Raw genomic sequence first — 13,369 nt, 5'->3', positions numbered from 1 at the left:
AAATGAAATTTAATGAATCATGGCTAAGAGAATGGGTTAACCCTGCAATTACTACTGAACAATTATGTGACCAAATTACTATGCTTGGTTTAGAAGTCGATGGTGTCGAAGCGGTTGCAGGCGAATTTAGTAATGTAGTGGTTGGTGAAGTTGTCGAGTGTGCGCAACACCCAGATGCCGATAAATTGCGTGTTACCAAAGTGGATGTTGGTACAGGTGAATTATTAGATATTGTTTGCGGTGCGCCAAATTGCCGTAAAGGGTTAAAAGTAGCTTGTGCAAAAGTCGGTGCGGTATTACCGGGTGATTTCAAAATTAAGAAAGCAAAATTACGTGGTCAACCGTCAGAAGGAATGTTGTGTTCTTATGCTGAATTAGCAATTTCAGCTGATGGCTCTGGCATTATTGAATTACCGGCAGATGCACCAGTAGGAATGGATATTCGTGAATATTTCAATCTTAATGATCAAGCAATTGAAATTAGTTTAACGCCAAATCGTGCTGATTGTTTAAGTATTCGTGGTGTAGCTCGTGAAGTGGCAGTAGTCAATAGAGCTGAATTGAATGAACTACAATTTTCACCAGTAACAACCACAATTAGCGATAAAGTAGCGATTGAATTACAAGCACCTGAAGCTTGCCCACGTTATTTATTACGTGTTGTGAAAAATGTCAATGTGAAAGCGGCAACCCCAATTTGGATGCAAGAAAAATTACGCCGTTGTGGCATTCGTTCTATCGATCCTGTTGTTGATATTACCAACTATATTTTGTTGGAATTAGGCCAACCAATGCACGCTTTTGATGCAGCTAAAGTCGCACAACCTGTGCAAGTTAGAATGGCTAAAGCTGGAGAAACCTTAGTATTATTAGATGGTTCAACTGCAGAATTAAAAGAAAACACTTTATTAATTGCTGACCAAAATGGCCCACTAGCGATGGCGGGTATTTTTGGCGGTGAAGCAAGCGGAGTTAATGAAAATACTAAAGATGTAATTTTAGAATCAGCATTTTTTGCACCATTAGCGATTACTGGTCGTGCAAGACAATATGGTTTACATACTGATGCTTCACACCGTTTTGAGCGTGGTGTTGATTTCCAATTACAACGTTATGCAATGGAACGTGCGACAGCATTATTAGTGGAAATTTGTGGTGGTGAAGTCGGTGAAATTTGTGAAGTAGCAGATGAAAAACATTTACCGCAATTAAAACCAGTTACTTTACGTCGTGAAAAATTGGATAGTCTATTAGGGCACGTTATTCCAACTGAAACTGTAACAGATATTTTCCAACGTTTAGGTTTCCAAGTTAGTTTTGCTAATGATGTGTGGACAGTTATTCCAACTAGCTGGCGTTTCGATATTGAAATTGAAGAAGACTTAATCGAAGAAGTTGCACGTATTTATGGTTACAACACCATTCCAAATAATGCACCATTAGCACATTTAATGATGCGTGAGCATAAAGAAGCAGATGTTGCATTAAGCCGTATTAAAACAGCATTGGTTGAACATGATTATCAGGAAGCAATTACTTATAGCTTTGTCGATCCAAAAGTACAACAATTGTTGCATCCACAACAAGAAGCATTGGTGCTACCAAATCCAATCTCTGTTGAAATGTCAGCAATGCGTGTTTCTTTACTAAGTGGATTACTTGGTGCTGTAGCTTATAACCAAAATCGTCAACAATCTCGTATTCGCCTATTTGAAGCTGGATTGCGCTTTATTCCAGATAGTGCTGCGGAAAGTGGCGTGAGTCAAGAATTTGTTCTTGGTGGTGTGATCACAGGAACTCGCCATGCAGAGCATTGGGCAATTAAATCAGAAAGCGTTGATTTCTTTGATTTAAAAGGTGATTTGGAGAGTATTTTTGATCTGACTAATGCTGGAAAAAATATTAAATTTGTTGCAAAATCGTATCCGGCATTACATCCGGGACAATCTGCAGCCATTATGCTTGATGGCGAAGAAATTGGTTTCATTGGTACAATCCACCCTCGTGTAGCGCAACGTCTTGATTTAAATGGTAAAGTTGTTGTGTTTGAAGTATTATGGAATCGGATTGCACATAAAGATGTAATTCAAGCCAAAGAAATTTCTCGTTTCCCAGCAAATCGTCGCGATCTCGCTATTATCGTTGCTGACAATATCGCAGCAGATGATGTATTAGCCGTTTGTCGTGAAGCTGCAGGTGCACAATTAACACAAATTAATTTATTTGATGTTTATCAAGGCCCAGGTGTTGCAGAAGGAACAAAAAGTTTGGCAATCAGCTTAGTGTTGCAAGATAAAGAAAAAACATTAAGTGATGAGGAAATTTCAGCAGTGGTGAATGCCGTGTTGTCTGCATTGAAAGAGAAGTTAAATGCTTATTTGAGAGATTAATCTATGACATTAACAAAAGTAGAACTCGCTGAAAATTTAATTGATAAATTTGACCTCAATAAAAATGATGCGAAAGCATTGGTCGAGTCATTTTTTGAAGAAATTCGTCTTGCTTTAGAAGCTGGTGAAGATGTAAAACTCTCTGGATTTGGTAATTTTGAATTACGCGATAAAACCCCTCGTCCAGGCAGAAACCCAAAAACAGGGGAGTATGTACCTATTACCGCACGTCGTGTTGTCGTGTTTAAAGCTGGACAAAAATTGCGGGCGCGTGTTGAGAAATCGAAACCAAAAGGCTAATTCATAAAGAAAAGTATTTCCCTAGTGAGGGGAATACTTTTTTCTTTTCAACATGATTTTAGTGATAAAACGTGGAGAAACGATGTGTTAGTAAAAGTGATATCTGCAATAAAAACTAGTGTGGTAATTAGTGTTGCGGTAGGTTTAGCTGCTTGCTCAAGCTATCAACACCGTTCTTATCACAGTCGAATGCCAGATCCAATTTATACTATGGCACAATTGAGCGAACAACAACATGAGTGGTATCGTACACCATACCGTATTGGTGGCAATACACGCAGTGGTGTTGATTGTTCTGGTTTTGTGATGCGTACTTTTGCGGATCGTTTTTCTATTCAATTACCGAGAACAACGACAGCACAATCACAAGTTGGTATAAAAGTACCACTAGATGATATTCAGACAGGCGATTTGGTGTTCTTTAAGACCGGTAGAGGTCCTAATGGCTATCATGTAGGAATTTATGTAAAAAATAATCAATTCTTACATGCTTCTACATCAGGCGGTGTCATTTATTCCTCTTTGGATAATCCTTATTGGAGTAAGGCTTTCTGGCAGGTACGGCGTTTATAACTGGATTTGATATAGAAGAGTGTGTAATTTACACACTCTTATTAAAATATTAACGCACAATTTCATAACAAGGCACATACGCCTCAGCACTTGGTAATTTCATCCGATGCTGTGCAACAAAAGATTTCAACAGAATTTCCATTTGCTCTAATACCATTGGATCGCCATGTAATTTAAAGACTCCATGTTTTTCCACTTCATCAATTGTATCAGGCTTAATATTACCAGCGACGATACCCGAAAAGGCACGACGTAAATTAGATACCAAATCCATCAAAGGTTGATTGAGATGTAAATCTAATGCAGCCATTGCTTGATGTGTTGGCTCAAAAGGCGCTTGTAAAACGGGATCAATTTTAACTGCCCAGTTAAAGCTATAAGAATCACCACGTTGATAACGTTGTTGCTTGATCAGTTCCATAGCTTGTTTTGCTTTACGTGCGACTAGCACCGGATCATCAATAATAATTTCATATTGCTGACGCGCTTTTTCACCTAATACTTTTTCAACAAAGCGATCAATCGCATTGAAATAATCAGCACAAGCTGCTGGTCCAGTCAAAATTAATGGAATTTCTTGTGCTTGATTTTCTGGATGTAATTTAATCCCAAGTAAGAACAAAAACTCCTCGAATGTACCAGGGCCGCCTGGAAAAATTAAAAATACGTGTCCTAACCGCGTAAATGCCTCTAAACGTTTTTCAATATCAGGCATAATAATCAATTCATTCACAATCGGGTTAGGCGGTTCAGAAGCAATAATTGATGGTTCGGTAATACCAATAAAACGACTGCTTTTGAAACGTTGATTTGCGTGGCCAATCGCTGCACCTTTCATTGGCGCTTCCATAACACCTGGGCCACAGCCTGTAACCACATTTAATTCACGATAACCTAATTCTAAACCAACTGCACGACAGTAACTGTATTCAACTTCATTGATGGAGTGTCCGCCCCAACAAACGACTAAATTAGGATCTTCCCCAATCGGTAAGGCTTTAGCATTTCTCAAGATCGAGAAAACTTGGTTGGTAATACGTTCACTTGGTTTAGCTTGCGGAAGATAAGATCCACGAAAACGCTCTTGGTTAATTTGTGCAAAAATAATATCACGTAACACCGCAAATAAATGATATTGGATATTGCGGATAATCTTATCATCAACAAAAGCACTAGGCGGTGGATTATGTAGTTCTAAGGCAATACCACGTTCACGTGCGCATAAATTAATGGCAAAATCAGGATATTGGCCAAGTAATTCGCGGCTATTATCCGTCACCGCACCAGAGTTAAGCACTGCAAGAGAGCAGTTACGATATAGTGGATAAAGATCGCCCTCCGCACCTTGTTTTAAGCGGGCAACTTCTAAATGAGAAAGCTGATCCATACTTCCTCGTGGATTAATATAATAAACGCTCATCAATTCCTCCTAGTTTATTGGCGAGCTAGACGTAAATTAGCAGGTAATGTCTCAAAATTTGAACGAAACGGATTGATGTCTAGGCCGCCACGTCGAGTATAACGTGCATATACGGTTAATTTTTCTGGTTGAGCAAAACGCATTAAATCACAGTAAATACGTTCGACACATTGTTCATGAAATTCGTTATGTTGCCGAAAAGAGATTAAATAACGTAACAATTTTTCTTGATCAATTGGCTTACCGACATAATGGATTTGAACGCTGCCCCAATCAGGTTGTTGTGTAATTAAACAGTTTGATTTTAGTAGATGACTGACCAAAGTTTGTTCAATCACTTCGCTTTGTTGATCAGCACAATTGGTTAATAACTCAGGGTTAAATTGGTAATTATCAATTTCAATATCCTGTTGATCGATGCAGATACCAGCAAAATGAGCGATAGGCTGTTGTTGATACTCATCTAAAGAATGTAATACAACTTGTACTTCACCCTTTGCACATTGAGTTAAATCCTTTTGGATGGTTTGTTGTACTTCTTCAACGGTAGCGAAACGCGTTTGATTAAAACTATTGAGATAAAGTTTAAAACTTTTCGATTCAATTAGATTCTCACTGCGAAAATCAAGATAAACGTCAGCAATTGCCACTTGTGGCACACCTTTATGATTAAGCCAAGATAATTCATACAGTGTCCAAATATCGGCACCTTGTGAAAAAGGTTGTTGTTCAGTAATACCTAATTGTTGACGATTTAGGTGACGAGGAACTGCTTGTAAGAGTGTTGGTTGATAATGTTCGGCATAAGCTGTCTTTTTACCTAAAGTTAAGGCAGAAAGAGAAGCATCAGCATAAGTTGTCATATAAATATCCTTTTTAATTAAACAATTATTGCAATTCCCATGCAATATTGGAAACAAGGCGGCAATGGTCACATTTGAAATTAAAAATATTAATAGGTTGTTCTAATAACCATTTTCTACCACAACCAGGACAGCAACGTGCTTGTTCTTGTTGATAATTTTCGCCACCGATCCGATATAGATAATAATAAACTGGTTTTTGTAAATAATGTTCTAATTGTTGGCGTAGCGCATAGCCTTGTTTAAATAATAAGCTGTTGTATTCGCTAATTTGTTGTACTGCAGCCTGTTCTAAAATATCGCCATTCATTTGCAATTGGTCACAAGCTTGCCAATTTTCTTCCCATTTAATACAGCGCATACCTAATTGAGCATGCTGATGACATAAATGATATAACGGTATAGGTGCTAATGTATCTAACGAACAAACTGGTGAACTACTTTTTAGATAGTTGGTATAGAGCACCAATTCATTGGCTGCACTAATATCAGACAAATTTTCATCAGAATTAAGATCGATTGCCGATATTTCATAGTGATCTAAACGGACACCTATGTTGTCTAAATTAGCAAACGCTTGTTGGACAAAATCGCTATTATATTCCGGTTGTAAAGAGGTTTGTTCTGGGCAGTTAACATGAATTTCAAAGCATAATAAATCATCGTCTGAAAATTGGTAACTGACAGGAATTTCGCGCCCAATAATTTGCCCATTATAACGCCATGCATCAATTAATTGATTACAATAACGTAGAGCTTGATTAATATCATAACGTTGTTGCTTCTCGGTAAGAAAAGTGACTTTGGTTAAAAACATTAAATGCTCCTATCAAAACGACAAAGAGCATATACTATGCTTTTCTAGCAAGAATCTAAATATTTAATTGATAAAATGAGGTCTGTTATGCAAAAAAATGATTTATTAGTGGATTATTTGAAAGAATTAGAACAAATAATGCAACAACATCAATTATGGCAATATCAAGCGCCACCAGAGTCTGCGTTTGCCAGCGAACAACCTTTTGCCTTAGATACTATGGAACCAACCGAATGGCTGCAATGGATTTTTATCCCGAAAATGATGGCGTTGATTGAAGCAGAAGCAGAATTACCAAATGCCATTGCTATTTCACCTTATTTGGAAGAAGCGTTAAAAGATCATCCTCATTTACCAATGTTATTGATTCCTGTGCAAAAAATTGAGGTGTTATTGACTAATGAGTAATCAACCATCATTAGAAATTTTGTATCAAGATGAATTTTTAGTTGCCGTCAATAAACCTGCGGGAATGTTAGTACATCGGAGTTGGCTTGATAAACATGAAACCCAATTTGTAATGCAAACGTTGCGCGATCAAATCGGGCAGCATGTGTTTCCTATTCATCGTTTAGATCGCCCTACTTCGGGTGTACTGTTATTTGCATTAAATAGCGAAATTGCTAAGCAAATGTGCCTGCAATTTGAGAATAAGCAAGTTGAAAAATGTTATCTAGCAGTGGTTCGCGGTTATTTGCGAGGTTGTGATCGTATTGATTATCCATTAAAACCCAAGCTGGATAAAATTGCTGATAAATTTGCAACTCAGGAAAAAGAGGCACAAACCGCTATTTCTGATTATCAAAGTTTAGCAACAATGGAATTACCTTTTGCAGTAGGGAAGCATCAAACAGCTCGTTACAGTTTGGTAAGATTAATTCCGCATACAGGTAGAAAACATCAGTTGCGACGCCACTTAAAACATATTTTTCACCCGATTATTGGTGATACGCAATATGGCGATTTACATCAAAATCGTGCATTTGCTGATTATTTTTCAGTAGATCGCTTGTTATTACATTCTGAAAAATTGAGCCTATTTCATCCAGTTAGCCAACAAAAATTAGAAATTTCTGCATCTTTAGATCAAAACTTCCTGAAAATAAAGGATATTTTTTATGCAAAACCATAACGATTTTGCTAAAAAAACATTGTTTTTTTGTGACAATTATTCAACTTTTTAGAAAAAGTTACTGTTGATTATTGCAAATTATATTGTTGTCTTGTATATCTAATTGGTGCGTCAGGTGCTTAACTTGATTTTGCAGACATAATATCTCACCTTTATTAAAGAGGAACTACAATGAAAAAATTATTTAAATTAGGTATGGTAACCAGCTTGATGCTTACCTCAGCATCAGTAATGGCAGAGGATAAATTTGTTACTATCGGTACCGGTGGTCAAACAGGTGTTTACTATGTAGTTGGTCAATCAATTTGCCAATTAGTGAATCGTGATACAGCAAAAACAGGTTTAAAATGTAATGCACCATCAACAGGAGCTTCAGTAGCAAATTTAAACGGTATTGCGAATAAACAATTAGATATGGGTATCGCTCAATCAGATTGGCAATATCATGCTTACCATGGTACTAGCTCTTTTGAAGGTAAGAAAAATGATAAATTGAGAGCTGTGTTCTCAATTCACCCAGAACCATTTACCGTAATGGCACGTGATGATTCTGGTATTAAATCTTTTGATGACTTAAAAGGTAAACGTGTTAATGTTGGTGACCCAGGTTCAGGTACTCGCGCAACAATGAACGTTATCTTAAAAGCAAAAGGTTGGGATGATTCAGTATTTAAAGTAGCTTCAGAATTAAAACCAGCTGAAATGGCTTCAGTAATGTGTGATAACAACTTAGATGCGATTACTTATAACGTAGGTCACCCAAATGGTGCGTTAAAAGAAGCAGCAGCATCTTGTGATGCACATTTAGTGCCAGTAACTGGTCCAGCGATTGATAAATTAGTTGCAGATAATCCATATTACGCAAAAGCAGTAATTCCAGGCGGACTTTATAAAGGCTCTGATCAACCAGTTGATACTTTCGGGGTTTATGCAACTTTAGTTTCTTCAACTGATGTATCTCCAGATGTAGTTTACCAAGTAGTTAAAGCAGTGTTTGATAACTTTGATCGCTTCAAACGTTTACACCCTGCGTTTGCTAACTTAAAAGAATCAGAAATGATTAAAAATGCGTTATCCGCACCATTACATGAAGGCGCTGTTCGTTACTATAAAGAACGTGGCTGGATGTAATTTTATTTAACAATAAAAAATACTTAAGGCAGGTCTCCCTGCCTTTTTTCGGTTTTTTGGATTTTGATTTTAGGAGAGAGAAGATATGACCTCAGTGACAAAACAAAATACTGTTGATCTTGACGATCTTCAGGATATGGTCGCCTCAAATGATAGCGGTGGTCGAAATCCTTATGGTATCTCTAAATATATTATTATTTGGACTGCAATTGCTTGGTCATTGTTTCAAATTTATTACGCTTCACCTTTTCCATTTTGGTTACAAGAAACAATCAAAAGTTTAGGTTGGGGCATTAATGTGGTGGTAGATGATACGAAAGCACGTTCTATTCACCTCGCGTTTGCTATTTTCTTAGCGTATTTATCTTATCCGGCATTTAAACGTTCCCCGAAACAACATATTCCAGTGATTGACTGGATTTTTGCAGTTGTGGGGGCTGTACTTTGTTTATATCCGATAATTTTCTATAACGAATTGGTAACTCGCTTTGGTGCACCAAATACACAAGATATTATTGTTGGTATTATTGGCATTCTATTGCTACTCGAAGGTACCAGACGTAGCCTAGGTTTGCCTTTAGTGGTGATTGCGATTGTTTTCTTACTCTATAACTATTATGGGCAATTTTTCCCAAGTAACTGGCTAGTGAGCCATAGAACAGGAACGTTATCTCATATTATCAATCAACAATGGGTAACAACTGAAGGCGTCTTTGGGGTTGCGTTAGGTGTATCAACAAAATATGTCTTCTTATTCGTGTTATTTGGTGCTTTATTAGATAAAGCTGGGGCAGGTAACTACTTTATTAAAACAGCATTTGCTTATTTAGGACATTTACGTGGAGGTCCAGCTAAAGCTGCTGTGGTTGCATCTGGATTAACCGGTTTAATTTCAGGTTCCTCTATCGCAAACGTGGTTACCACTGGTACTTTCACCATTCCAATGATGAAACGTGTCGGTTTCTCTGCTGAGAAAGCTGGTGCGGTTGAAGTTGCTTCATCTGTAAATGGACAAATTATGCCGCCTGTTATGGGGGCTGCAGCATTCTTGATGATTGAGTATATCAATATGCCATATAACGAATTGATTACTCATGCTTTCTTACCAGCGGTTATCTCTTATATTGCGTTAGTCTATATTGTGCATTTGGAAGCTTGTAAGTTGAATTTACAAGGCTTACCACGCCAAGATGTTGCAAGACCTTGGGTTGTGACAGTGTTACGTACGCTTTCGACCTTTATCATTATTTGTTTACTTTATTTTGCTGTTGATTTTGGTTTAGGTTGGTTAAAAGTCGTAACACCAGATTTTGCTTTTACTATTGTTTGCATATTATTAGCCATTATTTATGTGCTTTTACTGTATCGCGTTTCTACTTTCCCGGATCTTGAAGTGGATGACCCAAACCAAGAAGTAGTAGTGTTACCGAAGGCTAAACCAACGGTAAATGCTGGGCTTCACTTCTTGTTACCAGTGGTAATTTTAATTTGGTGTTTAATGGTAGAACGTTTATCTCCTGGTCTATCAGCATTCTGGGGAACTATCGCATTAACAGTAATCCTATTAACACAACGTCCATTATTAGCTTACTTCCGTAAACAAGGTGGCTATGCGGAACACCTTAAACAAGGTTTGCAAGAATTAATTAACGGTTTAGAAACTGGTGCACGCAATATGATTGGTATCGGTATTGCTACTGCAACAGCGGGTATCATTGTTGGTGTCGTTGCATTAACAGGATTTGGAGTACAACTTTCTAGCATTATTGAGTTGTTCTCTATGGGCAATATCTTGTTAATGTTAATTTTAGTAGCAATGTTCAGCTTAATTCTTGGTATGGGCTTGCCGACTACCGCAAACTATATTGTGGTATCATCATTAATGGCTGGCGTAATTGTTGAAGTCGGCCGTCAAAATGGATTAATCGTGCCATTAATTGCCGTACACTTATTCGTTTTCTATTTCGGTATTATGGCGGATGTTACGCCACCAGTAGGTTTAGCTTCTTTTGCAGCAGCAGCGGTGTCTGGCGGTAATCCAATTAAAACAGGTATGGTCGCATTCTTCTATAGTATGCGTACCGCATTGTTGCCTTTTCTCTTTATTTTTAATACCGACTTATTATTGCTTAATGTGGATTTCTTCCACGCAGTACTAATTTTCTTTGTTGCGGTGATAGCAATGTTCTCCTTTACCGCAGCAACGATGGGTTGGTTTATGACTAAGAATAAATGGTGGGAAACAATTGTCTTGTTACTAGTCGCCTTTATGCTATTTAGACCTGGTTTCTTTATGGAATATGTTTCACCAAGTCAACGTCATATCCAACCAGATCATTTAGTTGAGCAAGTGGCGCACTCACCAGTAGGTGAGCCTGTTATGTTGAAAGTTTCTGGTATCAATCCTTATGGTAAACCAATTGAGTTCTATGCAGAACTTAAAGTACCAGCAGGCGAAACTGGCGAAGAACGTTTGCAAAAAATGGGCTTAACCTTATTAGCAACTGGTGAAAAAATTGAAGTTGATGGCGAACAAATCAATAAGATTATTATTGATAATGTAGAAATTGATTCACCAGCAGCGAAAGCGAATCTGAATTGGGATCAGGTAATTTTAGATGTTTCAGTTCCAGTGAAAGGCGCATTAAATAAAGAGTGGATGTTTATTCCTGCATTAATCATTTTAGGTGGATTAGCATGGAATCAACGTCGTCGTAAAGCAAAAGAGGAGAAATAATATGCAATTGTTTAATAAAATTCTAATTGCAGTTGATTTAAGTTATTTAGAAGGAGCTAAAAAAGCAGTTCGTACTGCTTTAGCAATGACAGAAGGTAATCCAGATGCGGTATTACGCGTGGTGAGTATTATTCCGCCATTGGAAAACAGCTTCGTTTCCTCTTTATTACCACGTAATTTCGATAAAGATGTATTGGCTGAAGCTAATAAACGTCTGCATGAATTTACTGAAGAAAACTTTCCGAAAGACCGTAAAGTGCAGCATATTGTTGCGCATGGTACAGTGTATGAGGAAATTAATACTTTAGCGCAAGAGAAAAATGTAGATTTAATTATTATGATGGCAACTAAACCTGGCAAACCGGGTTTAAGCTCTAATACGGTGAAAGTGGCTCGTTTTAGTGAAAAGCCTATTTTGATTTTGCGTTAACTTTAAATAGCATAATCCCCTGTATTAACAGGGGATTATCTTTTGGGCTTTATTAAAAGTTAAAAATAAATTTTTATTCTCGCTCATAGCGTAAACGTAATGACACTGAATCAGCATAACGTAATGCAAACGGTTTTGCGATTTCTACTTCAGCCCATTCCACAGCTTCTGGTTCAGCAACAATTTCTAATACTTCACGTACCATTCTTTCCAACAGTGCAAATTCGTGTGTTTCTACGTATTGGATGACTTTTTTAGTGATAGTACGATAATTGAGTGCATCATCAACATTATCACTAAGACTAGCTTTCTCACAGTTATAGCCAAGTTGAATTTGTAAAACGACATCTTGCTTGTTATTAATTTCTTCTTCTTTAATTCCAATAAAAGTACGTAAACGTAAATCGCTAATGGTAATGATTGCTGAATTAATAATTGGCATAACAACTCCTTATCAGATAGCTTTTTTGCTATTATAGCCTAGTTTAAAAACGAGATTGAATAGGAAATATTATGGAAAACAGTGCAGGCAAGCAGAATATAAAAAATGTTCTGATTATGATGGCTTGTTTAGTGATTATTTTGGCGGGTATTAAATCTGCGGTAGAGATTGTAGTGCCGTTTTTATTGGCGCTTTTTTTAGCCATTATTTGTACGCCGCTAATCAATTTTTTAGTGAGATTAAAAGTGCCTTTATGGCTAGCTGTTATCGCTTTATTAGGGTTAATTGTAATTACATTAACATCATTTGCTGGATTAGTTGGAAATGCAATTAATGAATTTTCCGCTTCTATTCCACTATATAAACAATTATTGGCGCAACGTATTGCAGGATTAGCTGCCATTATGGATCGGTTCGATCTCTATCGTTTCATTCCTAAAAATTTAGTCGAAGAAAATCTTGATCCTAATATTATTATGGGATTAATTCGCCGCTTATTAGCGGGAATTTCAGGTGTTATTACCAATGGTTTTGTATTGCTATTAATCGTTGTGTTTATGCTGTTTGAGGCACAAAGTATGAAACAGAAATTGACCGTACTATTCGCCAATAAACAGGAACAAAAAGAGTTAGAAAATATTCAACGAGTATTAAGTAGTGTAATTAGTTACCTTGCGATTAAAACCTTTGTTAGTTTAGTAACGGGGATTTTAGTGTGGGCAGCGTTAGTAATATTAGATGTCCAATATGCGGTACTGTGGGGTACGGTCGCCTTTTTATTAAATTATATTCCTAATATTGGTTCGGTATTGGCAGCAATTCCAGTCATTATTCAAGCGATGATCTTAAATGGTTATAGTGATAGTCTATTTGTTGCTATCGCGTTTTTAGTGATCAATATGGTAATGGGAAATATTATTGAGCCACGTATGATGGGTAGAACATTAGGACTATCTACTTTAGTCGTCTTTATCTCATTAATTTTCTGGGGTTGGTTATTAGGTTCGGTCGGAATGTTACTGTCTGTTCCATTAACTATGGCAGTAAAAATAGCATTGGAATCTAGCGAAAAGACGAAAAAATATGCTTATTTGTTAGGAGAGTAATCATTGTTCAATGATAGGTCGCTTAAAA

General features: G+C 37.1%; 13 protein-coding genes. 9 read left to right on the top strand and 4 right to left on the bottom strand.

Going from position 1 to position 13,369, the window contains the following annotated elements:
- Positions 1-2 precede the first annotated feature (2 nt).
- The 3 genes from pheT (at position 3) to NYR30_RS05450 (ending at position 3,263) form a co-directional block, all read left to right on the top strand.
- Positions 3-2,390, top strand: coding sequence for a phenylalanine--tRNA ligase subunit beta (gene pheT / locus NYR30_RS05460; protein WP_066112798.1), 2,388 nt, complete (start codon positions 3-5; stop codon positions 2,388-2,390).
- A 3-nt stretch (positions 2,391-2,393) separates the two neighbouring features.
- Positions 2,394-2,690, top strand: a complete 297-nt coding sequence (locus NYR30_RS05455; RefSeq protein WP_066104330.1) for an integration host factor subunit alpha — start codon at positions 2,394-2,396, stop codon at positions 2,688-2,690.
- A 99-nt stretch (positions 2,691-2,789) separates the two neighbouring features.
- A complete protein-coding gene (locus tag NYR30_RS05450; RefSeq protein WP_066112829.1) occupies positions 2,790-3,263 on the top strand; it encodes a C40 family peptidase in 474 nt (157 codons plus the stop codon).
- 49 nt (positions 3,264-3,312) lie between these two features.
- Here NYR30_RS05450 and ppnN read toward each other — a convergent pair whose 3' ends face one another.
- From ppnN to NYR30_RS05435, 3 genes are read right to left on the bottom strand one after another with little or no spacing between them, the layout of a single operon-like run.
- Positions 3,313-4,683, bottom strand: coding sequence for a nucleotide 5'-monophosphate nucleosidase PpnN (ppnN, locus tag NYR30_RS05445; protein ID WP_066112797.1), 1,371 nt, complete (start codon positions 4,681-4,683; stop codon positions 3,313-3,315).
- A gap of 14 nt (positions 4,684-4,697) precedes the next feature.
- Positions 4,698-5,546 carry an NADPH-dependent 7-cyano-7-deazaguanine reductase QueF gene (gene queF / locus NYR30_RS05440; RefSeq protein ID WP_066108553.1) on the bottom strand — a complete coding sequence of 283 codons (849 nt, stop codon included), beginning with the start codon at positions 5,544-5,546 and terminating at the stop codon, positions 4,698-4,700.
- Between the two features lie 25 nt (positions 5,547-5,571).
- Positions 5,572-6,363 carry a Zn-ribbon-containing protein gene (locus NYR30_RS05435; protein WP_066112796.1) on the bottom strand — a complete coding sequence of 264 codons (792 nt, stop codon included), beginning with the start codon at positions 6,361-6,363 and terminating at the stop codon, positions 5,572-5,574.
- An 87-nt stretch (positions 6,364-6,450) separates the two neighbouring features.
- Here NYR30_RS05435 and NYR30_RS05430 point away from each other — a divergent pair, with 87 nt between their 5' ends.
- From NYR30_RS05430 to NYR30_RS05410, 5 genes are all read left to right on the top strand, one after another.
- A complete protein-coding gene (locus NYR30_RS05430; RefSeq protein ID WP_066112795.1) occupies positions 6,451-6,771 on the top strand; it encodes a YqcC family protein in 321 nt (106 codons plus the stop codon).
- Positions 6,764-7,495, top strand: a complete 732-nt coding sequence (gene truC / locus NYR30_RS05425; protein ID WP_066112794.1) for a tRNA pseudouridine(65) synthase TruC — start codon at positions 6,764-6,766, stop codon at positions 7,493-7,495. The genes NYR30_RS05430 and truC overlap by 8 nt, the downstream gene beginning before the upstream one ends.
- Positions 7,496-7,666: 171 nt before the next feature.
- A complete protein-coding gene (locus tag NYR30_RS05420) occupies positions 7,667-8,626 on the top strand; it encodes a TAXI family TRAP transporter solute-binding subunit (RefSeq protein ID WP_066108564.1) in 960 nt (319 codons plus the stop codon).
- A gap of 85 nt (positions 8,627-8,711) precedes the next feature.
- A complete protein-coding gene (locus NYR30_RS05415) occupies positions 8,712-11,363 on the top strand; it encodes a TRAP transporter permease (protein ID WP_066421326.1) in 2,652 nt (883 codons plus the stop codon).
- Between the two features lie 7 nt (positions 11,364-11,370).
- Positions 11,371-11,793, top strand: a complete 423-nt coding sequence (locus NYR30_RS05410; RefSeq protein ID WP_197495427.1) for a universal stress protein — start codon at positions 11,371-11,373, stop codon at positions 11,791-11,793.
- A gap of 73 nt (positions 11,794-11,866) precedes the next feature.
- Here NYR30_RS05410 and folX read toward each other — a convergent pair whose 3' ends face one another.
- Complete coding sequence (gene folX / locus NYR30_RS05405) at positions 11,867-12,235, bottom strand: dihydroneopterin triphosphate 2'-epimerase (protein ID WP_066108571.1); 369 nt, start codon at positions 12,233-12,235, stop codon at positions 11,867-11,869.
- A 71-nt stretch (positions 12,236-12,306) separates the two neighbouring features.
- Here folX and NYR30_RS05400 point away from each other — a divergent pair, with 71 nt between their 5' ends.
- Positions 12,307-13,341: an AI-2E family transporter gene (locus NYR30_RS05400; protein ID WP_066112791.1), complete on the top strand. Its 1,035-nt coding sequence runs from the start codon at positions 12,307-12,309 to the stop codon at positions 13,339-13,341.
- Positions 13,342-13,369: the final 28 nt, after the last annotated feature.

The organism is Gallibacterium salpingitidis (assembly GCF_030517105.1).
Lineage (GTDB): Bacteria > Pseudomonadota > Gammaproteobacteria > Enterobacterales > Pasteurellaceae > Gallibacterium > Gallibacterium salpingitidis.
Note: the sequence above shows the minus strand (reverse complement) of the source record. Positions and strands in the feature narration are given on the sequence as shown.